The 21,307-nt window shown below is 68.5% G+C and carries 19 protein-coding genes and 2 pseudogenes; 9 read left to right on the top strand and 12 right to left on the bottom strand.

Translation table 11 applies throughout. The annotated features are described in order from the left end of the window. Positions 1-6 precede the first annotated feature (6 nt). A complete protein-coding gene (locus KEG57_RS17945; RefSeq protein WP_272427991.1) occupies positions 7-1,809 on the bottom strand; it encodes a DUF885 domain-containing protein in 1,803 nt (600 codons plus the stop codon). Positions 1,810-2,262: 453 nt separating this feature from the next. Between KEG57_RS17945 and KEG57_RS17950 the strand changes: the two genes are divergently transcribed. After that, positions 2,263-2,586 carry a four helix bundle protein gene (locus tag KEG57_RS17950; RefSeq protein ID WP_272427992.1) on the top strand — a complete coding sequence of 108 codons (324 nt, stop codon included), beginning with the start codon at positions 2,263-2,265 and terminating at the stop codon, positions 2,584-2,586. 370 nt (positions 2,587-2,956) lie between these two features. Beyond that, a pseudogene (locus tag KEG57_RS17955) lies at positions 2,957-3,382 on the top strand (transposase); the annotation flags it as partial. A gap of 28 nt (positions 3,383-3,410) precedes the next feature. On the opposite strand, the gene KEG57_RS17960 reads toward KEG57_RS17955, so the two are convergent. The 4 genes from KEG57_RS17960 to KEG57_RS17975 form a co-directional block, all read right to left on the bottom strand. Next, on the bottom strand, positions 3,411-3,539 hold the full coding sequence (locus KEG57_RS17960) for a hypothetical protein (RefSeq protein ID WP_272427993.1): 129 nt from the start codon (positions 3,537-3,539) through the stop codon (positions 3,411-3,413). Positions 3,540-3,559: 20 nt separating this feature from the next. Continuing rightward, positions 3,560-3,892 carry a hypothetical protein gene (locus tag KEG57_RS17965; RefSeq protein WP_272427994.1) on the bottom strand — a complete coding sequence of 111 codons (333 nt, stop codon included), beginning with the start codon at positions 3,890-3,892 and terminating at the stop codon, positions 3,560-3,562. 312 nt (positions 3,893-4,204) lie between these two features. Further along, positions 4,205-4,684, bottom strand: a complete 480-nt coding sequence (locus KEG57_RS17970; protein WP_272427995.1) for a hypothetical protein — start codon at positions 4,682-4,684, stop codon at positions 4,205-4,207. Between the two features lie 149 nt (positions 4,685-4,833). Then, on the bottom strand, positions 4,834-5,661 hold the full coding sequence (locus KEG57_RS17975; protein ID WP_272427996.1) for an immunity 49 family protein: 828 nt from the start codon (positions 5,659-5,661) through the stop codon (positions 4,834-4,836). Between the two features lie 697 nt (positions 5,662-6,358). Here KEG57_RS17975 and KEG57_RS17980 point away from each other — a divergent pair. The 3 genes and pseudogenes from KEG57_RS17980 to KEG57_RS55615 all read left to right on the top strand — a co-directional run bounded on the left by KEG57_RS17980 (position 6,359) and on the right by KEG57_RS55615 (position 8,512). Further along, positions 6,359-7,030 carry a tetratricopeptide repeat protein gene (locus tag KEG57_RS17980; RefSeq protein WP_272458651.1) on the top strand — a complete coding sequence of 224 codons (672 nt, stop codon included), beginning with the start codon at positions 6,359-6,361 and terminating at the stop codon, positions 7,028-7,030. A gap of 943 nt (positions 7,031-7,973) precedes the next feature. After that, positions 7,974-8,189: pseudogene (locus KEG57_RS56075) on the top strand (RNA polymerase sigma factor); the annotation flags it as partial. Positions 8,190-8,233: 44 nt separating this feature from the next. Next, positions 8,234-8,512, top strand: a complete 279-nt coding sequence (locus KEG57_RS55615) for a sigma factor-like helix-turn-helix DNA-binding protein (protein ID WP_272427998.1) — start codon at positions 8,234-8,236, stop codon at positions 8,510-8,512. A 799-nt stretch (positions 8,513-9,311) separates the two neighbouring features. Here KEG57_RS55615 and KEG57_RS17990 read toward each other — a convergent pair. Further along, positions 9,312-10,523 (bottom strand): hypothetical protein, encoded by a 1,212-nt coding sequence (locus KEG57_RS17990; RefSeq protein WP_272427999.1) that lies wholly within the window; start codon positions 10,521-10,523, stop codon positions 9,312-9,314. Positions 10,524-10,689: 166 nt separating this feature from the next. Further along, entirely contained in the window at positions 10,690-12,141 is a 1,452-nt protein-coding gene (locus tag KEG57_RS17995; RefSeq protein WP_272428000.1) for a sigma-54-dependent transcriptional regulator, read from the bottom strand. Between the two features lie 222 nt (positions 12,142-12,363). Here KEG57_RS17995 and frr point away from each other — a divergent pair, with 222 nt between their 5' ends. Next, positions 12,364-12,921, top strand: coding sequence for a ribosome recycling factor (gene frr / locus KEG57_RS18000; RefSeq protein ID WP_272428001.1), 558 nt, complete (start codon positions 12,364-12,366; stop codon positions 12,919-12,921). Positions 12,922-13,146: 225 nt separating this feature from the next. Then, positions 13,147-13,974, top strand: a complete 828-nt coding sequence (locus KEG57_RS18005; protein ID WP_276074878.1) for a Stp1/IreP family PP2C-type Ser/Thr phosphatase — start codon at positions 13,147-13,149, stop codon at positions 13,972-13,974. A 62-nt stretch (positions 13,975-14,036) separates the two neighbouring features. Here the strand turns inward: KEG57_RS18005 and KEG57_RS18010 are convergent, their stop codons facing one another. The 5 genes from KEG57_RS18010 to KEG57_RS18030 all read right to left on the bottom strand — a co-directional run bounded on the left by KEG57_RS18010 (position 14,037) and on the right by KEG57_RS18030 (position 20,174). Beyond that, positions 14,037-14,582, bottom strand: a complete 546-nt coding sequence (locus KEG57_RS18010; protein WP_272428003.1) for a hypothetical protein — start codon at positions 14,580-14,582, stop codon at positions 14,037-14,039. A gap of 106 nt (positions 14,583-14,688) precedes the next feature. Then, on the bottom strand, positions 14,689-15,855 hold the full coding sequence (locus KEG57_RS18015; protein ID WP_272428004.1) for a cystathionine gamma-synthase: 1,167 nt from the start codon (positions 15,853-15,855) through the stop codon (positions 14,689-14,691). 14 nt (positions 15,856-15,869) lie between these two features. After that, positions 15,870-16,727 (bottom strand): protein kinase domain-containing protein, encoded by an 858-nt coding sequence (locus tag KEG57_RS18020; RefSeq protein WP_272428005.1) that lies wholly within the window; start codon positions 16,725-16,727, stop codon positions 15,870-15,872. An 11-nt stretch (positions 16,728-16,738) separates the two neighbouring features. Then, positions 16,739-17,920, bottom strand: a complete 1,182-nt coding sequence (locus KEG57_RS18025) for a hypothetical protein (protein ID WP_272428006.1) — start codon at positions 17,918-17,920, stop codon at positions 16,739-16,741. A gap of 10 nt (positions 17,921-17,930) precedes the next feature. Next, positions 17,931-20,174: a DVUA0089 family protein gene (locus tag KEG57_RS18030; protein ID WP_272428007.1), complete on the bottom strand. Its 2,244-nt coding sequence runs from the start codon at positions 20,172-20,174 to the stop codon at positions 17,931-17,933. A gap of 172 nt (positions 20,175-20,346) precedes the next feature. On the opposite strand from KEG57_RS18030, the gene KEG57_RS18035 reads away from it, so the two are divergent. Together KEG57_RS18035 and KEG57_RS18040 are read left to right on the top strand one after the other, a co-directional pair. Continuing rightward, positions 20,347-20,700: a sigma-70 domain-containing protein gene (locus tag KEG57_RS18035; RefSeq protein ID WP_272458652.1), complete on the top strand. Its 354-nt coding sequence runs from the start codon at positions 20,347-20,349 to the stop codon at positions 20,698-20,700. Between the two features lie 17 nt (positions 20,701-20,717). Then, positions 20,718-21,206, top strand: a complete 489-nt coding sequence (locus KEG57_RS18040; RefSeq protein ID WP_272428009.1) for an LptA/OstA family protein — start codon at positions 20,718-20,720, stop codon at positions 21,204-21,206. Positions 21,207-21,307 lie beyond the last annotated feature (101 nt).

Genomic DNA, 21,307 nt, shown 5'->3' on the forward strand with positions numbered 1-21,307 from the left:
TCCTTTCTACGGCCGGACGAGGTCGCGCAGGTGGCGCATCGACGGCGAGCCGAAGCTCAGCACCTTGTCGTGAAAGGTTCGCTCCGTGAAACCCGGAGCGCCTTCGTTCGCCGCGCGGAGCTTCATCATCTCGGTGAAGCCGTAATAGTAGGTCGTGAGCTGCGCGCTCGTGAGCAGCGCGCGCTTCCACTTGCCCACGGCCTCGCCCTCCTCCTGGAACGCCTCGTTCGTCATGAGCGCGAGCCCTTCGGCCTCGGTCATCGAGCCGGCGTGCACGCCGTGATCGAGCAGCGCGTTCACCGCGAGCCTTAGCACCATCTTCTCGCGCTGGATGCGCACCTTCGGGCCGCCGAAGCCGTGCTTGGCCATGACCCACTCGCTGTAGACAGCCCAGCCCTCGACGAACGGGCCGCTCGAAAACACGGCGCGGAGCTTCGAGGGGAAGCGGTTGTTGTGCATGAGCTGCAGGAAATGCCCGGGCATCGCCTCGTGCACGGTGAGGTCGGCGAGCATGCTGCGGTTGTACTCGCGGTAAAACGAGAGACGGCGCTTGTCGTCCCAGTCGTTCGGCGTGGGCGCGATCGCGTAGAAGGTCTCGGCGCGCTCCTCGAGCGGGCCCGAGGCGTCGCAATACGCGATGGACACGCCGCGCCGGTACTCGGGCATCTCGATGACCTGACAGACCTCGTCGGGCACCCGCACGATGTCGCGCTCGCGGACGAACGCCGTCGCCTTCTGCACGAGATCACGCGCCTCCGAGACGATCGTCTCGTTCGTCGGGTGATCGTCGCCGAGCGCGTTGAGGACCTCGCGCACGAGCTGCTTGCGATCGACGAGCGTCGTCGTCGTGGGGAGCTTGCGCTTCGGGAAGAGCGTCGGCCAGAGCTCCTTGGAGGTCTCGACCATCTCGGCCTGCGTGCGTTCGAGCAGCGCGCGGGCGCCCTTTGCGATCGCGTCGATGTCGACGTCGTCGTCGAGGTAGTAACGGAGCTTCTTCTCGAAGCGCGCGCGGCCGAGGCGGATCTCGCCGTCGCTGCGGGGGAGGAGGTCCTTTTCGAGGAAGCCCTGGAAGTCCTCGAGCGCCTTGGCCGCCCGCTCGCTCGCGGCCGCGAGCTCGGAGACGAGCGCGGCGTCGGGGAGTTTCGCGTAAGGGGCGAGGACGTCACCGCGGCAGAGAGAGACGAGGCCGCGGTTCTGCACGATGGCCGTCTCGGTGTGCAGGCGCGGCGGACGGCCGAGCCGCTTCTTCGCGGCCTCGACGATCGCAGGGATGCCTTCGAGCCGGCCCACGAGGCTCCGTGCGCGGGACGCCGGCGTGCCGAAGCTCCGCGTGACGAGCGGATCGAGTCCGTCGCCGACGAGGCGCGTGTAGTAGAGCGGGCTCGCGGAGGCCTCGCGCAGCTCGTCGATCGCGAAGATCGCGTACCGGAGCTGGTTTCCGAGCATCGCATGATCGACGCGGCCCTGCGCGTCGAGGGCCGCGACGGAGATCCGGCCGAGCTCGTCGAGAAGGCCGACGTAGAAGCGGCGGGCCTCGGCCTCGCCTTCCTCGCTGCGATCGGGCCAGCGCGCGTCGTGCGCATGCTCGCCCGCCTCGGTGGCCGCGACGGGCTCGCGCGCGAGGTAGCCCTTCAAAAAGCGCTCGGAGAGCGCGGCGAAGGTGCGATCGGGCGCGTCGGGCGGAGCCGGAGGATCGACAGGGCCCGGCGCGGACGCGCTGCTCGCCGAGGCGGTTCCTTCAGGCTGGATGGGCGGCGCTCCCCCGGCAGGAGAGCACGACAGCGAGGAAACGGTGGAGGTGGTGGACATGACGGCGATCGCAACGAGACGTCGGGCGGACGCGGGGAGCACGATCGACGCTCTAGCCTTTTGCGAGCGCGGAGGGAACGGAAACGGCCCGGAGCCGCTGCCGCTGCCGCTTCCGCTTCCGCTTCCGCTTCCGCTTCCGCTTCCGCTTCCGCTTCCGCTTCCGCCTCCGCTTCCGCTTCCGCTTCCGCTTCCGCTTCCGCTTCCGCTTCCGCTTCCGCTTCCGCTTCCGGTGGTTTGGACGGTTGTTCTTTGTTTTCGTCCGGGGAGGTCGATTGTGCCCGCGTGCTCGGAAGGCGAAAGGCCAAGCCGTGCTCGCCGTGCTCGCCGTGCTCGCTTCGCTGCGCGCGGCTCCGCGCGGCTCCGCGCGGTGCGAGGCAAAGCCTCGCAGCCTTTCGCCTTCCTCCGCGCGCGGGCCGGGGTCAGGGGTCCCCGGTCGGGGATACGGAGGAAACAATGGCACTCAGGGTTTATGGCGTGGCGATCGAGATGCTCAAGATGTTGCGGCCGGTGATGGAGCGGATCGGGACCAAGGATCCGAATCTCGGGTATCAGATTCGGCGGGCAGCGACGAGCGTCGCATTGAATCTGAGCGAGGGCGCGTATTCGCAGGGAAGGAACGAACGCGCGCGTTGGCACACGGCCATGGGTTCGGCGGCGGAGGTGCGCGCGTGCCTGGAAGTAGCCGATGCACTCGGGTACATTGAAAACGTGGACGAGGCCCTGCTCGACACACTGGACCGTATCGTAGCTACCCTGCACCGCCTCACACGCCGGTAATGACCGAGGCGTGCCGTCCCCCATGGCGGCACGCCTTCCCCCAGCAACGGAAGCGGCAGCGGACGCGGAAGCGGAAGCGGCAAGCGAAATCTGATCGTGTACCGCTGCCGCGGCTCCGGCCGGCACCCGCCGACCCAGTGACCATCATGGGACGCTCGGCTCACGGGCGTATCGCGAGCCCCCTGGCTGGTTTTCCGTTTCCGCCCAGCCGATGAACGTGCGACTCAGTACACCATGCAAGCCATGACGAGGAGCCGCGCGGTCATGCTGGGCGTGCTGGTGTGGGGCTTCGGTGGGGCAGGATTGACGGGCGCGTGCGGCTCGAAAGAGCCGGGGACGCGTCGAACGTCCGCACCAGGTACACCTCGTCAACTCGCTCCCCCGGCGCGTGGTGGGTTTTGCGATGAGCGAGCAGAACGATCGCGCGCTCGCTCTCGCGGCTCTTCGGCGGGCGCTACACGCTCGCAAACCCGCGCCAGGGCTCGTGCACCATTCAGACCGCGGTAGTCCCTACGCCAGCGAGGATTACTGCAACGAACTGCGCCAGAAGGGCATCATTGCGAGCATGCGCCGCGTCGGCGATTGCTGGGATAATGCCGTCGCCGAGAGCTTCTTCGCCACCCTCAAGGCCGAGCTGGTCGATGCTACCCGCTACCCCTCGCGGGATGCGGCGACAACTGCGATCGGTGACTACCTCGAGAGCTTTTACAACCACGCTAGGCGGCACTCGTACCTCGGGTACCTGAGTCCCGTCGAGTTCGAATTACGTGCACAAGTTGCCGCTCTTGCGGCATAGTGGGTTTGTCCACGGAAGCGGGGGAAGATCACCCGCCGAAGGCGTTCTCGCTGTTGCTGATCCAGCCGTCGACGCGCACGCCGCCGACGATGAAACGCAACCGGGTGTGAGCGCCTTTCGTGCCCATGACCGTAGCCAGCGTCGGCAAGAGCGGCATCACCCGAACACGTCGCGATCTCAACGCCTCGATAGGCGTTCGCGGAGAGCGCGCACGCCGGCTAATCCGAAGACGAAGAGGAGCAGCGCACTGCCGCCCACCGCAAAGATGTAAAGCCCGTACTCCATCAACCGCTCGAGATTCCATCCGAAGACCTTGTACCCGGCGCCCAACGCGACGAGGCCGAGCATCGTCGCAATGAATCGCTGCGCACGCCACGACTTGAAGTACGAGAGCGGACTGCGTCGAGGCGTCCGGAGAGCCTCGGCGAAGCGCTTTGTCTCCTCTGCGGCCCTTGCGGCCGCCTGCGCTTCCTCCTCCGCCCGGCCCGCATCCTGCTCTCGGTACGTCATGGTGGCGAAGCGTCTAGCACCGAACGTCTTCCATGACGAGGGGGCTTCGCGTTCATGGTGCTGAGCCACCCTGGTAGCGTCTTCCCAGCACCGGCTCAGAGGATCGAGGCATATCGCCTCGACATGCTGTTATCTGATCGAAATAACGTAGTATTTCGCGGAGGAGAGCGGATCTTGGATCGGGTGTTACGTCCACTTTTTGCGACGTGGCGATTGTGCCTGTCTTCGAGAACCCGTTTGGAACCACTATCCGCTCCCGTGGAGACGCCGTTCGGCTATCACGTGATCAAGCGAAACCAGTGACTGGCTTCGCTACGAGCACATGGCGAGCTTCGCCTCGACGGCGAGCACGTCCGGGTGGCGCTCGCCCTTCCCCTTCGCGCGCAGCTCGGCCTGCTCGGCACGCCATCGCGCGCAGTCTCGACTCGTCGGTCGCGGAGGAGGGGGCGCGTCCGGGCCAGCGGCGCTTTCCCACGCCGCGCAGAGAGACAGCTGCGCGTTCGCGGCGACGGCCCTCGGATGCCGGGGCCCGTAGCCGGCGGCCTCGTCCACCAGGACTCTCCGGCGCACGGCCGCGCAGGCCCGCCGGTCCGCGTCGGCGTCGTGCCCGCACGCGCGGTGCGCGCCGTCGACGCGCACCATCGCCGGGTGTCGCTCGCCTTTCCCCGAGGCGACGAGCGCGACGCGCTCGAGCTCGAGCTCACCGCAAGAGGGCGGGAGCTCCGTGCTCTCGAGGTCGCTCGGGCGCGGCGCGACGCCGGAGACAGCCGGCCGTTCGACGCGAACCTTCACCGGATCGCGCGGGGGCTCCGCAGACGTGGAGCTACACGCGAGCCACCACGGAGCGGCAGCGAGAGCGAGCGTGCGACGCACACGACCCCGCGTGCCTGGCGAGCGGTTCATCGCAGGAGACCATTTCCGCATCGCGAGGGCAGACCGATTCACGCGGTGAAGACGAGCTCCGGCGCATACGCCGAAACGACGCCGGACACGATGCCGCGGGAACGGGCAAGACGCTCGAGAGCGCATGCCGGTAGGGAGAGCAAGGTGCGAGGTCCAGCGCTCGCCAGGGCCTCCGCGTACGCGCGGTGCGACTCGAGCAAGGCCACGAGCGACTCCGTGTAGCCCGGCTGGTCTCCTTCCAGGAGCGCGAAGAGCGTCCGGACAGCCGGCTCGTCGATCCGCTCCAGCCGCGACGAGGCGCGCGCGGCATTCGGCATGGCCTCGAGCGTGCGAATGAGCTCCTTCCCGTGATGGCCGCTGCGCGTCGCGACCGCGCGAAGGGTCTCGGCGAGCGGAAAGAAGTATTCATCGAGCTTCGCCGTCTGCACGCCGATCTGGAGAAGCGCGCTCTCCGGGATGTTCGTGAGCCACGCGTGCGCGGTGCCGTCCGCGATCGCCAGCGTGCACCACATGGCGTCGACCCACGCGCGCGCGGTGGCCTCCTGCCATGGAGGCGGCGGGTTGACCGCGCCCACCATGACGTCGACCGTGATCTCCATCGGAACGACGCGGTCGGGAAAGACCACGCGACCGAAGAAGAGCGCGCTCGCGCGGGCGGAACGCCGGAGCCACTCGACCCCTTCGGTCGGCTCGGCGTCGACGGTGAGGAGCGTACCGGCGACGTCCGTGGCGAACGCCGCGAGCGTCGGCAAGAACGGCCCGCGACTGGCGGACGCCCCGAGGTTCGCCCCGATCCGCCGGCGAAATCCTCTCGCCTCTTCCAGGCGGTCGTTCGCGATCGTGTGAGGCAGGATGATGTGTGCCATTCGTCTCTGATCCCGTGCTCGAGGGGCGACCCAGGGTAGGGACGCGTCCGAGCGGAGTGATGCGTGTCGGATAGCCGTTTCTTCCCTCGGAGGCCACCGATCTCTCGCGCGATCACACCGTCGCCGGCGAGGAGCGTCACCCGTCGTCAGGGCGCTCGAGGCTGATCCGCCCCAGGGCCCCGGCGCGAAACGCGTGAATGAGGACGTCCCCCGCCTTGTGACGGTCGAGTGGGGGCGGGGTGGTCCGGTGTCGTTCATGTTTGAGCGCTCGAGGCGGCCGCCTGGGTTGACAGGTGGCCGGTGGAGCGTGTTGGCTGGGACCGTAGAGGTGGTCGGATCTGGAAGTATGGAGGAGGAGAGGAGACCGCAGGGATGCGGCGATGCGCAGGGGTAGATGCGAGTGCCTTTGCGACGCGGTGGAGAGGGCCCAGGAGGTCGGTGCGCTCGATGTCGGTGGGGCGGCGTCGCGCTTGGCGCCGTGCTCGGGAGGGCGGTGCGGCGTGGAGGTTGTCCGCCGTGCTGCTGTGGGGTGATGCCGGATATGAGGAAGTTTCTTGTTGTGCGCCGCTATAAGAAGTGCAGCAGTCCCGCGGAGCGCGAGGGCAATCGATACCTGTTTGCAGTGTCCTGGTCGTGCTTCGTGGCGCTCGCGGCCTGGTGCAACGCCTGCGCCCCAGCATCTCCGCCCGTGACCGCCATGGAAGCCGATTCGGGTGCCATCTGGCTGAGTAAAAGCTGCGAGGCGGGCTCCGCTGCCGACTGCCATGCGCTGGGCGTGATGTACACGTCTGGAGGAGATCTCCCCGGGGACGATGCGCGCGCCGCGGAACTCTTTGGTAAGGCCTGCGACCGCGGAAATGCGGACGGCTGCGTGAGCCTCGGACACCTGCTCGACAGAGGCTGGGGCTCCGACGGCCGGGGCCTAGCCACGGATAAGGCGCGCGCCGCGGAACTCTTTGGCAATGCCTGCAACCGCGGGAACGCAGCCGGCTGCGTGAGCCTCAGCTTCCTGCTCGAGGAAGGCTGGGGCTCGGCCAAGGACGCGGCGCGCGCCGTGGAACTCTTTGGCAATGCCTGCAACCGTGGGAACGCGGCCGGCTGCGTGAACCTCGGACGCCTGTACCAGAAAGGCCGGGGTGTGACCAAGGACGAGACGCGCGCCGCGGGACTCTACCGCAAAGGCTGCGACGGTGGGGAGGCAGCGGGCTGCTTCAATCTCGGGGTCGCGTATGCCGAGGGTCGGGGTGTGCCCAGAGACGATACACGCGCTAAGGAACTCTTCCGGAATCTCTGTGACAAAGGGGATGAGGCGGCTTGCCTCACGCTGCTGCACTCATACTCTGAGTGGCCGGGGGCTTTGCCACGGTAAGCGTGGCTCGCTCTCGGCAACTGCGGGCGCCCAGACAAGACCCTGCGGCACAACAAGCGGGTGGTGCATGACGGTGCGCCATGCCTCGCTCCGCTCAGCACGGCGCCCGGCAGCACACCTGCAAGGCGTTGGGCGGGCACGAGACCGCAAGGGAAACGTCGTATGAAACTCTTTCAGGCCGACCCGCCAGTTCGCCCTTTTGGAGGACCCCCCACGTGTCAGTGCTTCAACCTAAGGGGGCCAAAGCATGGGAGACGATTGCCCGTCCTTTACGATGAAGTGCAAGACACCCAGTGCGACGCGTGGCGTCGCGTTGTCGATGGCGTCGAGTCCGCGATCGCGACGGGCGCAGAGACACTGGAGCCGCTTGCAGGGCTGACGGGGCCAGAGCGAGAACAGATCGTTACTCTTCCCCCAACTATCGGCCGCCTGACAAGAGTACGTGAGCTCCGACTCTACGGGTGATCTTCCCCAGCCGCAGCGGCCGTGATCTCGCTCTGGATGAGCCGCGAGCAGCGCCGTACGCGGATCGGCTCCGGGAACGCCCCAAAGGGCGGCCACGGGGCGGGAAGTGGCACGAACGTGCGCCAACGGGGTCGATCCGCCGTCAGCAGGACGCAGAACCATCGGGTTACGACGGGTGAGGGCCTCCGGAAGCGGAAGCGGAGGCGGGAGCGGCAGCGGCAGCGGAAGCGGCAGCGGCAGCGGAAGCGGCAGCGGCAGCGGCAGCGGCAGCGGCAGCGATCCCACGATCACCTTCTCATTCCCGCGGCCCTGTCACGCAATCCCAGCGGATCCCGGTTCTTCCAAGACGAACCAATCTCCGCATTTATGGATTTCCTTCTCCCCCAACCTGTGAGACAAAACAAGCGACGCCAGCCGGCGCTCTCAACACCGACCGGCGTCTCACCTGCAAACCCCAACGGACTGGAGTTCACAAGCTGTGAGCACGATACTCGTCCATCCTCCGCCGGCAAACTTTACGGCGGCGCACGCCCTCCTCGGGCGCCTTTACCTCGAACACCGCGACTTCCTTCGCCGTCTCCTTCTCGGACAGTTCATTCCTTCCCGGGACGTGGAGGACGTCTTGCAGGAGGTCTTCATCACGGCGTGGCGGAACCTCTCGCGCCTTGTGACGCCGGAGCAGGCGCGTCCGTGGCTCCTGGTGATCGGCTCAACCACGCACGCAATCACCGAGCCCTGGTGCGTCACGAGCGAGAGGTCTTCGCGGGGCTCGCGGATGACTTCGCCGAGCAGGAAGGAGCGGATTCGACCGGGCTGCTCGTGCAGGCGACATACGGAATGTTTCGGCTCAAGCGATTTCTCGGCAAGCTCCGACCCCGCATCCGCGCCGTGGTGCTGCCGTACCTGGAGGGCCGCTCGATCCAGGAGATTGCCGGATCGCTCGGGCTCAAGACGAAGACCGTCCACGGCCGCCTGCATCTCGCCCGGGAGCACCTGAAGACGCTCGCGCTCGCTTGACGCGCTGGCGCTCCTGTTTTCACGCTGCAAAATCGATAGCCCGTCCAGCCGTTGCTATGGCACTGCGAGCGCAATGAGCTCAGCCCGCGAGAGCCGTTCGCGCGGTTCCTTGGGAATCAGGGCGGCAAGCGCTGAAGGGTCTCCCTTCACATACTGCCGTATGTTGTACACGGCGAGCATGTCGACAAAGACCCCAGCCGTTGCCGACAAGCACGGCGAGCATGTCGACAAGGACCCCAGCCGTTGCCTGCAACCACGGCGAGCATGTCGACAAGGACCCCAGGTGTTGCCGACAAGCACGGCGAGCATGTCGACAAGGACCCCAGGTGTTGCCCGCAACCACGGCGAGCATGTCGACAAGGACTCCAGCCATTGCCGACAAGCGCGGCGAGCATGTCGACAAGGACCCCAGGCGTTGCCCGCAACCACGGCGAGCATGTCGACAAGGACCCGAGCCGTTGCCGGCAACCACGGCGAGCATGTCGACAAGGACCCCAGGCGTTGCCGGCAAAGCGCGGCGAGCACGTCGACAAGGAGCCCAGCCGTTGCCGGCAACCACGGCGAGCATGTCGACAAGGACCCCAGGCGTTGCCCGCAACCGCGGCGAGCATGTCGACAAGGACCCCAGCCGTTGCCGACAAGCGCGGCGAGCATGTCGACCAAGCCCCCAGCCGTTGCCGGCAACCACGGCGAGCACGTCGACGTCGAACGCGAGTCCGCGGCTGCCGAGGACGCTGCACGAACGGCAGGGCAGGAAGAAGGCGGACGAGCCGAACGCTAGCGGCGAACCGCAGGGCCGCTACACGCCCGACGCGTCCCTGGCGAACGTCGCGGCGATGGCCATGTCCTCCTCGACCGACGTGACGAGCGGGGCGAGCGCGGCCGCGAGTTGCATCGCGTCACCGTGGCCGACGATTTCGACGAGGTGCTGGCAGAGCGCGGGCACGAAGCTCTCCGCAGGGACCGAGACGTAGCGCGACATCTCGAGGACCGTGCCGCGCTCGCCGCCGAACGCCGAAGGCGCGGCTTCCTGCAGGATGGGCAAGTCGATGCTGGGCGGTACGCCGAGCCGGCCGAGCGCCATGTGCGCGAGGTAGATGGCCGCGACCTGGCTCTCGCGGCGCACGCGCTGAAAGACGCCCTCGCCGAAGGCAGCTTGCCAGCGCGCAAGCTCGGCCGTGCGGCTCGCTTCGTACCCGCCGAGGGGCGCATCCGAGACCGGAACGAGCGCGGCCAGCATCTCGGCCGAGCCTTCTTCGAGCGCGAGTCCACGCATCGCGACGAGGTCGTAGCCGCGGAGGAAGCCGACGAGGATGCGGCCGGCGCAGTCCCGCACGAAGGGCGCGAGCGCCTGGCCGATGGCCTCGGGCGGCGCCCCGGGCGCGAGCATCATGCCCGGCATGATCGCGCGCATCCGGCCGAGCGTGCCCCGCCGCGTCGGCGGCGACGACGAGCGAGGTCCCGACGTCGAAACGGGCCCGCTCGCCGGCCCGGAGCTCGAGACCGGCCCGCGGAAGGTGCTCGAAGGCGAGCCCCCGAGCTGCGCGACGCGGAAGCTTCCCAAGGAAGAATCGCCGCCGCTCGGGGGCGTGGACGAGGGCGAGGCGTGGCCACGCGTCGTGTTCGGCGCGGGCGTGGAGACGGGCCCGGTCACGGAACGCATGGTGGTGGTCGACGCGCGCCGGAGCGCCGCCGACGTGCCCGGATCGCCAACGACGTGCAGCGCCGCGAGATCGAGCGAGCGGATCGCGGGGAACCGCGGCGGCAGGCGCAGACGTAGCGCGGCGACGAGCTCGGCCTCGGCGCCGATGAGCTGCTCGTGATCGTCGGCCTCGCCGAAGAGCTCCTCGGCGAGCGTCGCGCATCGATCGGCGGCGTCGTCGGCGTTGCCCTGGGTCTGCGCCTCCGCGAAGTGCAAGGTCAGCTTGCCCCGCACGCGACGATCGTTCTTCGTCATCGCCGTGACGACGCGCGAAACGAGCTCCACATCGGCCGTGCTCCAGAAAGCCATCGCCTCTCGTCGTCCTCTTCGCGCGCCCAGGCGGCGCTCCGGAAAAACCGGGAAACCACGCGATCATCGCGCAGGCGCGGAGGATCCGTCAACTCTTCGGAGGCGGTTCAGCCGAGGCGTCTCCCCGCGTTCGCCCGCGACGCGGGGGGCTTCCGTTCTCCACGCACTACACGTCGATGCCGAGCCGCTTCAGCCGGTAGTAGAGCGTCGTCCGCTGCACGCCGAGCAAGCGAGCCATCTCGGCCTTGTTGCCGCCGCATCGCTCGAGCGCCGCCAGCATCTCGCGCCGCTCGATCTCTTCGAGCTGCGAGTCGAGGTTCTGTCGTCGCGAGCCCGTCTCGGACTCGACGGGCGCCGTGGGCTGCGACGGAGGTGACGTCGACGTCTTCTCCCACGCGGGCACGGGCGGGACGAACGCGAGGTGTTCCGGCTGGATCACGTCGCCCCGCGCGAGGATGGCCGCGCGCTCGACGACGTTCTCGAGCTCGCGCACGTTGCCCGGGAAGGCGTAGGCCTCGAGCTTCACGAACGCCCCGTGCGAGAGGGCGCGCGCGGCGCGCGTGTTGCGGCGCGTGTACTTGCGGAGGAAGTGCTCGGCGAGCGGGCGGATGTCCTCGCGGCGCTCGCTGAGCGGCGGCAGGCGGATCGGGAAGACGGAGAGGCGCGAGGCGAGCTCGGGCAAGACGTCGCGGCCCCACGCTTCGTCGAGGTCGGGCGTGACGGAGACGACGAGGCGCACGTCGAGCCTGCGCGACTCGGCGTCGCCCACGCGCTCGGCCTCTCCTGTCGCGAGCAAGCGAGCGAGCCGCGCCTGCAAGGCGGCGGTCGGCGGACCGGGATCTTCGAGGTAGAGCGTGCCGCCGTGCGCGAGCTCGACGCGGCCGACGCGATCGGCGGTCGCGCCCTCGAACGCGCCGCGCCGGTAGCCGAAGATCTCCCGTTCGAGCGCCTCGCCGCGGAACGCCGCGCACGTGACCTTGACGAAGGGCCGTTCCTCGCGCGGCGATCCGATGTGGATCGCGCGCGCCACGATCTCCTTCTCGGCGCCGACCCGACCTTCGACGAGCACGTGTGTCGAGGTCGGAGCGACCTCGCCGATGCGCGTCGAGACCTCCTTCATGGCGGCGGAGTTGCAGATGAGCTCGCCGAAGTCGATCGGGTCGCGCTGCTCGCGCTCGAGGTAGCCCGCGTAGTGCGCGAGCTGATCTCGCAGCCGCTTGTTCTCGCGCATCGTGGCGAACACGCTGATCCCCTGGCGCAGGATGGCGGCGAGCTCGCTGCCGTCCCAGGGCTTCTGCACGTAGCGGTAGACCGTGCCCGAGTTCAGCGCGTCGACGAGCACGGGCAGATCCGCATACGCTGTCAGAAGGATCCCGAGCGCGTCGGGCCGCATCTGCTTGGCGCGGCGCAGAAGCTCGAGCCCGCTCATGCCCGGCATGCGCTGGTCGGTCACGATGAGCGCCGCGTCGAGCCGCGCGAGCTCCGAGAGCGCCTGCGTCCCGCCGAGCGCGTAGTGGAGCGAGAACGTCTTGCGGAAGGCGAAGCGGAAGGCGTCGAGGTTGTCCTGCTCGTCGTCCACGACCAGGACGTCGAAGCTCTTCCAGTCGAGGTCACGCATGGCGCCTCCCCTACACCTACTACGGAGGGCCGCCCCGGGGCAGCGGGCAGGGGCGCCCCTCCGGCGGAACTCTGGGAGCCGGCTGCCTGGCCTCGGCCGTCGGGGTCCGTCGGGGCCGCCCTGTTTCCGCGGTTCCGTGTGCAAAGCCCCTCCGCAACTGCCCCCTCCTGCACAAAAGAGAGCTAAGCTCGCCCCCGCCGCACGAGACCGAGGAGAGACGGCATGCTGGAAGACGTGTTCAAGGACTTGCAGGATGGCATCGAGAAATCCATCGAGGCGCTCCGCCGAGATCTCGCGCGCGTGCGCACCGGCCGCGCCCACGCGGGGATGCTCGACGGCGTGCGCGTCGACTACTACGGCGTCCCGACGCCCATCCAACAGATGGCCACGGTGAGCGTGCCCGAGCCTCGCCTCATCACGATCAAGCCCTGGGAGAAGAACCAGGTGAAGGCCGTGGACAAGGCGATCCGCGAGAGCGACCTGAACCTGAACCCGCAGGTCGACGGCGATCTCATCCGCATCCCGATCCCGGCGCTCACCGAGGACCGGCGCAAGGAGATGGTCAAGCTGACCAAGAAGAACGGCGAGGAGGCGAAAGTCGCGATCCGCAAGCACCGCAGGGACGCGAACGAGCTCGTCGACTCGCTCGACAAGGACGGCGAGGTCAGCGGCGACGACGCCGATCGGGCGAAGAAGAAGATCGAGGACGTGGTCGCCGAGGGCATCAAGCAGGTCGACGCCGTCATCGCTCACAAGGAAAAGGACATCCTGGAGGTGTAGGCGTCTCCGGACGCAACGAGAGGAGGGGGAACGCATGGCCCAAGGCAGCCGAGATAAAGGGCGCTCCACGCGCTTGCCGCTCCGCGGCGGACCCGCGACGCGCGCCTTCCTTGCCCCGAGCGAGGAAGACGGCTTGACAGCGGAAACGCTGCGTGAAACCGTGAAAATCGTCGGTTTTGACCCGGTCCCAGGTTGCCGAGGTTTATGCGCGCATTTGCTTCCGGGATGACCGATGTCGGTCTCCAGCGCGATCACAACGAGGACAGCTACGCTGTCCTCCTGGAGTACGATCTGTTCATCGTCGCCGATGGCATGGGGGGCCATCGCGCCGGCGATGTGGCGAGCCGACTCGCGACCGACTCCATCACCGAGTTCTTCCGCTCGACGGCGAACGACGACGCGACCTGGCCGATCCACTTCGACGCGAACCTGACCGAGGATGAAAACCGCCTGCTCAGCGGCATCATGGTCGCGAACCGGCGGATCTTCGAGCGCAGCATTCGCTCGCGCGAGTGCGCCGGCATGGGCACGACCGTGGTCAGCGCCGTCTTCTCGCGCAGGCGCAACCGCCTCTACGTGGGCCACGTCGGCGACAGCCGCGCCTACCGCGTCCGTGGCGGTACGATCCAGCAGCTCACGCGGGATCACTCGCTGATCAACGACTACCTCATGGCGATGCCCGAGCTCACCGAGGAGCAACGGGCGGAGCTGCCGCGCAACGTGATCACGCGCGCGCTCGGCATGCAGGACAGCGTCGCCGTCGACCTGATGAGCGACGAGCCGCACCTCGGCGACGTCTACATCCTCTGCTCCGACGGCCTTTCGGGCATGCTCACCGACGAGCAGATCCGCGACATCGTCGCGACCTCGCAGGACACGTCCGAGATGTGCAGGCGCCTCATCGCCAAGGCGAACGAGCTCGGCGGCGAGGACAACATCACCGTGCTGGCGATCCGCTTCCTCCAGGACGACGTGGAGTACGGCGACGAGCCCACGCTCCAGGTCCCCGCGCATCGCATCGCGGTCACGGTCGGCGACGACAACGAGCGCTGAGCGTCGGCATCACGCCCCCTCTCGACCCCTCTCCCCGCGGGGAGAGGGGCTCGGGGTGAGCGTCACGTATCGCAGTTCTCGAGGATCAGGTGGCTCTCGGAGATGCCGCACGTGTTCGTCGACTCGATGATCTCGGGGCACTCGAACGAGACCCAGAGCTTGCCCGACGCGACGCCCTCGCCCGTGCCTTCCTTGAAGTAGAAGTTGCACTTCGACGAGCTGAACGCGTCGCCGGCCGTCCGGTCCGAGAAGAACGCGAGAGAACCCGCGGCCGGGCTCATCTCCGTCGCGCCCACGTTGATCGCGGGGATCGACAGGTTGATCCCGTCGCTGCCGAGCACGAGCTGCGCGCTCACGTTGAACGGCCCCGTGCCCGAAACCGAGCAGGTCACCTTCGCGCCTTCCACGCCGTCAATCACGACGGCCGTCTTCGTCGAGGCGCTGATCGTGCCGACCTCCGACCTGTGCGAGGCGATCGGGCAGCTCGCGCCCGTCTTCGTGAACTGGACGTTGAACGCGCCTTGCGGCGTGGGGGGCACGGGGTCGCTGCAACCGCCGAGCAAAGCGAACGCGACGAGCGGGAAAGCAAGACAGGCAACGCGCAGCATGGAAGTTCTCCCTGGGTTTCCGCGGCGCGCCGATGCGCCGTCGCCCCAGGTTCTACCGCATTTGCCTTGCGGGGCGTAGCATCGGTTACGCCCCGCGTTCTCGTCCTCAGCCGAGCGCGTGTTCGAGATCCTTCCAGAGATCGTCGACCGCTTCGAGCCCCACGGAGAGCCGCACGAGGCCGTCGGAGATGCCGAGCACCTTGCGCGTCTCCTCGGGGACCGACGCGTGCGTCATGATCGCCGGGTGCTCGGCGAGTGACTCCACGCCGCCGAGGCTCTCCGCGCACGAGAACACGTGCAGTCGCTCCAGCATCGTCCGCGCCGCCGAGAGACCCCCCGCGACCTCGATCGAGATCATGCCGCCGAAGCCGCCGCGCATCTGCCGCGCCGCCACGGCGTGATCCGGGTGCGACGCGAGCCCGGGGTAGTGGACACGTTCGACGCGCGGATGACGCGTGAGCCGCTCCGCGAGCGCGAGCGCCGCCATGCTCTGGTGACGCACGCGCACGGGCAGCGTCTTCAAGCCGCGCAGCACGAGGTAGCAGTCGAACGGGCTCGGCACGCCGCCCATCGCGTTCTGCAGGAAGCCGATGCGCTCCGCGAGCTTCGGGTTCGACGTCACGATGGCTCCGCCGACGACGTCCGAGTGCCCGTTCAGGTACTTCGTCACCGAGTGCACGACCACGTCCGCGCCGAGATCGAGCGGACGCTGGAGCATGGGCGTGGCGAACGTGTTGTCGACGACGAAGGTGATGTTCGCCTCGCGCGCCACCTTCGCGAGCGCCGCGATGTCGAAGACCTTGAGCATCGGGTTCGTCGGCGTCTCGATCCAGAGCAGGCGCGTCGAGGGCCGGATCGCCGCGCGTACGGCCGCGGGATCGCGCATGTCGACGAAGCTCGACGAGAGGCCCATCGGGCCCATGACCTTGTCCATCAGGCGGAACGTGCCGCCGTAGACGTCGTCGCCGCAGAGGATGTGCGCGCCGGGCGAAAGCGTGTGCAGCAGCGTCGTCGTCGCCGCGAGCCCGCTCCCGAAGCTGTAGCCGTGCGTGCCGCCTTCGAGGGCCGCGAGGCACGCTTCGAGCGCGCGGCGCGTGGGGTTGCCGCTGCGCGAGTATTCGTAGCCCTTGTGCACCCCCGGGCTCTCCTGCGCGAACGTGCTGGCGAGCACGATCGGCATCATCACCGCTCCGCTGACCGGATCGGGCTCCTGACCGGCGTGAATGGCGAGGGTGTCGAGGGAAACCGGAAAAGGCGCGTCCTTGTTCTTCATGTGGCTGCGCGACTCTAGCGCAGGTCCCGCGCACGTGGCACCGGCGCGAGCACGTCGCACAGTTCTCGCGCCGACGCGCGCCGCCGCGACGCATCCGGATCGAGCGCCTCGTAAAGCGCCTCGCGTTCCGTCGCCTCGAACGCCTCCGCGGAGAGGACGAGCTCGCGCCGGATCCCACGCGTCGCGACCTCGGCCAGCATCGCGGCCTCCGTGTCGGCCTCGCAGAGCCGCTCGCCCGTCGCAAGGAAGAGCAGCGTCGCGGCCATCGCGTACACGTCGGTCGCTTGGGATGGCTTCGCCGCGCCCGACGCGAGCTCCGGCGCGGCGTACGGCAACGTGCCGCGATCGTTCGTCTCGAGCTCGGCTTCGAGCCCACGAAACCGCGCGGCCCCGAGGTCCACGATCCGCGCTTCGCCGAGCGGACCGAGCAGCACGTGCGCGGGGCCGATGTCTCCGTGCACCACGTCGAGCGACCCTGCCTCGTCCGCGAGCGCGTGGATCTGGGCGAGCGCTCCGAGCGCCTCGATCGCCACGTGCCGCACGAGCGTCCGCGGCACCCGCGCGCCTCGCTCTTGCCACCCGCGCACGAGCGCTTCGACCGACGTCCCGGCCGCGAACGTCTCCAGGAAGAACGGCCCGCGCGCGTCGTTCCCCACGCGCACGAGCGATGGCAGCGCGGGGTGCTCGATCATCGACAGGAGCCGCGCCTCGCGCACCATCGCCACGCGACCTTCCCGCGCGGCGAGCGCGCGTGGCACGAGCCGCTTGCACACGAGCTCGCGCTCCCCCTCGCGCACGAGGGCCACTTCGAACACGCTCCCGCCGCCCAGCAGGCGAACGAACTCCGTCCCTTTTGGCGCGAGGAACGACACGTCGGTGATCCTTAGCGTGGCACGTCGAGCCGGACTCGATAGATGAGCGTCGGCCCGCCTTGCCCGTCGATCCACCGCGGCTCGTCGTCGCCGTCGAGCGGACTCGTGTAGTTGTAGACGTCGTACGCGCCTTCGCCCGCGGGCACGATCGACGCGAAGCAGGTGTCCCCGCGCGACGGCAGATCGAGCTCGAACGCGACCGTCAACGTCTCGGGATCGACGCGAAAGAGCGAGCAGCGCTTCGGCTGGAACGAGTACTCGACCGCGTAGACGCCCGCCTGATCCGCGAGCGAGAGATCGTCCCGATCGAGATCGAAGTTCCCCGTCTCCGTCAGGTTCCGCCGGCCGATGAGCCAGACGTCGTCGCCGCTCCGGAAGAGCAGCGGCGAGTCGTACTTCTTCTTGTCGGGCTTGCAGTCCCAGGCGCCGAGATCGGCGGCCTTCGCGCGGCAGATCTTCGAGCCGAAGCCGAGCGCGTCGCCGGCCTCGTTGCGCTCGACGGCGACGAGATCGCCATTGGCGAGGAGGACGAAGTCCGTCTCGGATCCGCCGCCCTCTTGCACCACCGGGCGTCCGGGCACGAGCGGCTCGAACGTGAGCCCGTCCTCGGTCCGGAGCAGGTGGATCCGGATCGGCTCGCCGTCGAAGTCGTAGATGTTCTCGCCGCCGACGTACCCGATGAGGTACGCGGCGCCGTCGATCCTCTTCGCTCGCCACGGGATGAAGCCCGGCTCGTAGAGCGGCGCGGGCTCGCTCCACGCGCCGCCCTCGTAGGTCATGGCCATCATGCCCTGCGGCTCGAAGTCGAGCGGGTTCGAGCCGAGCACGGCGAAGTAGAGGACGAGCTTCCCTTCGAGCGAGAGAAAGCGCATCTCGCGAAGATCCGTGCCCATCGCCACGTGCGTCTCGTAGCGCCAGGTCTCCTGGTCTTCGCTCGACACGACGTAGAGGACCGTCTCCGCGCTCGCGAAGTGGCTCGGCGCCGTGCGGAACGCGAGGTAGACGCGCCCTTCGTGCCGCACGACGTCGAGGTTGTTGTTCGCGTTTTGCGTTTCGACCCCCGCGGGCGGCGCCGCGAACGGGACCACCTCTCGGTAGCCCTCGATCCGCGCGCCCGCGGGGTTCACCATCTCCTCGGGGCTGCAGCCCGCGAGGAGCAGCGCGGTCACGACGAAGGACGACGCGCGGCGCATGACCCCCGCATCACTCGAACGTGAGGCTGAGCTCGTATCCCGCGATCGGGTCGTTGTCGCTGTAGTCGTGGACGGCCACGTAATACGTGCCGGCCGGCAGGCCGCTGACCGCCGGGTAGATGGACTTGTTGAGCAGCGAGCAGTTCCCTGGGCCGTCGTCGTCGCTCTCCTCGATCTGGTTGCCGCTCGCGTCGTAGAGCTGGATCAGCGTGTCGAAGCCGCAGGTGCTCACGTCGCCGATCACGTGCGTGGTCAGCACGGGGCTCATGCCCGCGGGCAGCTCGAAGCTGAAGTAGTCGACGTCGCCGATCGGATCGATCTTCCCGTGCCAGCTCGTCGTCATGGGCCAGGCAGGCGTCGCGGTGGCCACGTCGCCGTTCGGCTCGATCTCCCACGGCGCCTCGGCCAAGCACGTCGGGCCGCAGCCGTCGCCGGCGGTCGTGTTCCCGTCGTCGCATTGCTCGGTCGGGCTCACGAGGATGCCGTCACCGCAGCCCGGCGGCGACACCTTTACTTTGAGCACGTACGATGCCTGCGTCCCGTCGTTCAGGTACTCCTCCACCATCACCACGTACTTGCCGACGGGCAGGTTCGTCGCGGCGCTGTCGAGCAGGGGCGAGATGAGCGAGCACGAGTTCACGCCGTCCTGATCGTCGGACACGAGCAGCTGGTTCGAGGGCGAGTAGAGGTAGATCTTCGAGTCGAACGAGCCCGGGCAGCCGCCGTACCCGTCCGTCACCTCGATCCACACGCTCGAGCCCGGCACCGTGACGTCGAAGCTGAAGTAGTCCTGATCCCCGGCGGGCATGATCGACGCGACGGCGCCGTCGAAACCGACGACCGAGTTCGCCTGGTTGTTCGGCGCGTTCGGCTCCGTCTCGCTCAGGTAGTTTCCTTCGAGCTGGCACGTCTCCGAGCAGCCATCGCCCGCGGCCGTGTTCCCGTCGTCGCACTGCTCGCCGCTTTGTACGAACGTGTCGCCACAGCCGGGCGGCGTGAGTTTGTACTGGAGCACGTACCCGGGCTGCGCCTCGTCGTTGCTGTACTCCTCGACCTTCACCGTGTACTTGCCGGCGGCGAGGTTCGTGACCGCGGCGTCCAGCGTCGGATCGAGCAGCGAGCACGAGTCCAAGCCGTCGTCGTCGTCGCTCGCGATCTCCGTCCCGCTCTTGTCGTAGAGGTAGATCTTCGAGTCGAAGCCGCTCGGGCAGTTGCCTTGCCCGTCCGTGATCTCGATCCGCGCGCGGGTGCCGGGCACGGTCACCTCGAACGAGAAGAAGTCCTGATCGCCGACGGGCTGGATCGCCGCGACGATGCCGTCCGCGCCGGCGAGCGAGTTCGCCTGGGCCATCGGCTGGTTCGGCTCCACCTCGGTCGGGTAGTTGCCTTCGAGCTTGCAGTCGGGCGCGCAGCCGTCGCCCGCGGTCGTGTTCCCGTCGTCGCACTGCTCGGCGGCCTGCACGAGCCCGTCGCCGCAGCCGGGCGCGACGACCTGGATGTCGACCACGTAGAAGGGCAGCGACGAGAACGTCGCGCTCTCGACCTGCACGGAGTACGTGCCGACGGCGAGGTTGCCCATCGCGGGGTTCTGGGCAGGCAGGAGCTGCGAGCACTCGCCGACCCCGCTGTTGGTGTCCGAGCCGATGAAGCCGCTCGGCCCGAAGACACGCACGAGCGTGGCCACGCCGGCCGGGCAGCCGCCCATGCCGTCGCCCGTCGACACCTTGAGCACCGAGCCGGCCTGGGTGATCTCGACCGAGAACACGTCGATGTCGCCCGTCGGGTAGATCGACGCGGTGAACCCCTTGGTCCCGTCGGCGAGCGGATCCGCGGTCGCGGGCAGGTTGTTCTGCTCCGTCTCCGCCGGGTAATCGGCCGTGCCCACGGGCGGCATGAACCCACCCGCGCCGCCCGTGCCGCTCGACGAGGACGACGAAGAAGACGACGACGACGATGCGCCACCAGCGCCACCCTCGCCGCCGACGCCGCCCGTACCACCGACGCCGCCCATGCCGCCGACGCCACCCATGCCGCCGACGCCACCCATGCCGCCGAGGCCGCCCATGCCGCCGAGGCCGCCCGAGCCGCCTTCGCCGCCCACATTTCCGGTGCCGCCCGAGCCACCGTCATTTCCACCTTCGCCGCCTTTTGTCGTGCTCGTGGCGCAGCCCTGGAGCATGGCGGCGGCGAGGAGCAGGCCTGTGGTCATCGAAGCGAGCGAGGTCGGGAAGAAGATACGGCGGCGTTGTTTCATCGGTGGTTCCTCGTGCACTGCGGAGGAGATGAAAGGACACTCCGGCGCGGCCGTTCGGCGCGCCAAGCAGACAGACGCTTACGGTAGCCGACGGGCTGACGCAACGTCCGCGCACGAGCGAAGCTCTCTCCGTTCGGGTGCAGAGGGCGCGCGGACGTGCCAAGACCGTCGCGTGCGCCCCGTGATCCAGAGCATCATCGACGAGCTCTTCGCTCGTCATCACCGGTCGGGACGAGTCGATCTCAACGACATCGCGGAGGTGATCGGCCCGCGTGGCGTCTCCTACGAGGAGGTCGACCACATCGTCGATCGCTTGGAGGCCCTCGGCCTCGTGGTCGGCGAGCCGATCGACGCAAACGAGGTCTTGGTGATGAAGCGCGTGCTCGGCGCCGCGCGCTCTCTCCGCACGACGCTCGGGCGGAACCCGACCATCGCGGAGATCGCCCTGTCTTCGGGGCACCCGGCGCACGTCGTGCGTCGCGCGCTCGAGCGTGGGGTCTCGCCGCGCGTGGTCCGGAGCTACTAGCCTGATAGAGTGAGGCCGTGCCGCTTGGCCCGCGCCTCTCCTTGGCTCTCGCGCTGCTCGCGACGACGATCGCGCCTCGATCGCTCGCCGAATCTCCGAAAGCCGCGCCGCCGCCGAAGGAGGCGGTGGAACTCTCCGCCGATCAGCTCGACATCGACATCGCAGCGAAGCGCGCCGTGCTCGAAGGCCACGTGCGCCTGACGAAGGGCGGGCTCGTGGTGCGCGCGCCGCGCGTGGAGGTGCGGTACGACGAGGTGCCGAACGTGACCTGGGCGAAAGGCACGGGCGGGGTCGTCGCGGAGGTGAAAGGCGTGCACGCGGAGGCGCCCGAGGTGGAGATCGACCTCGGCAAGCAAATGCTCTCGCTACGCGGAGGGGTGCGTCTTCAGCGAGGGGCAGGGTGGATCAGCGCGGAGAAGGCGACGATCGATCTCGTGAGCCTGAAGGTGTCCCTCTCCGAGGTGAAAGGCGCACTGCCGGTGCCGGAGGGGTCGGAGAAGAAGTGACGCGACCTTGCGCGGGGCTTTGCCCCGCACCCCAGAAGGGGGCTGTCCGCCCCCTTCACCCCGGACCAGCGCAAGCGCTGGACTCGGGGTCGATGAACTGC

The organism is Polyangium jinanense (genome assembly GCF_028435365.1).

Coding starts and splice junctions, on each gene's coding strand:
- KEG57_RS17945 (WP_272427991.1), bottom strand. CDS start 1,809: ATGTCCACCACCTCCACCGTTTCCTCGCTGTCGTGCTCTCCTGCCGGG.
- KEG57_RS17950 (WP_272427992.1), top strand. CDS start 2,263: ATGGCACTCAGGGTTTATGGCGTGGCGATCGAGATGCTCAAGATGTTG.
- KEG57_RS17960 (WP_272427993.1), bottom strand. CDS start 3,539: ATGCCGCTCTTGCCGACGCTGGCTACGGTCATGGGCACGAAAGGCGCT.
- KEG57_RS17965 (WP_272427994.1), bottom strand. CDS start 3,892: ATGACGTACCGAGAGCAGGATGCGGGCCGGGCGGAGGAGGAAGCGCAG.
- KEG57_RS17975 (WP_272427996.1), bottom strand. CDS start 5,661: ATGGCACACATCATCCTGCCTCACACGATCGCGAACGACCGCCTGGAA.
- KEG57_RS17980 (WP_272458651.1), top strand. CDS start 6,359: ATGGAAGCCGATTCGGGTGCCATCTGGCTGAGTAAAAGCTGCGAGGCG.
- KEG57_RS17990 (WP_272427999.1), bottom strand. CDS start 10,523: ATGGCTTTCTGGAGCACGGCCGATGTGGAGCTCGTTTCGCGCGTCGTC.
- KEG57_RS17995 (WP_272428000.1), bottom strand. CDS start 12,141: ATGCGTGACCTCGACTGGAAGAGCTTCGACGTCCTGGTCGTGGACGAC.
- frr (WP_272428001.1), top strand. CDS start 12,364: ATGCTGGAAGACGTGTTCAAGGACTTGCAGGATGGCATCGAGAAATCC.
- KEG57_RS18005 (WP_276074878.1), top strand. CDS start 13,147: ATGACCGATGTCGGTCTCCAGCGCGATCACAACGAGGACAGCTACGCT.
- KEG57_RS18010 (WP_272428003.1), bottom strand. CDS start 14,582: ATGCTGCGCGTTGCCTGTCTTGCTTTCCCGCTCGTCGCGTTCGCTTTG.
- KEG57_RS18015 (WP_272428004.1), bottom strand. CDS start 15,855: ATGAAGAACAAGGACGCGCCTTTTCCGGTTTCCCTCGACACCCTCGCC.
- KEG57_RS18025 (WP_272428006.1), bottom strand. CDS start 17,920: ATGCGCCGCGCGTCGTCCTTCGTCGTGACCGCGCTGCTCCTCGCGGGC.
- KEG57_RS18030 (WP_272428007.1), bottom strand. CDS start 20,174: ATGAAACAACGCCGCCGTATCTTCTTCCCGACCTCGCTCGCTTCGATG.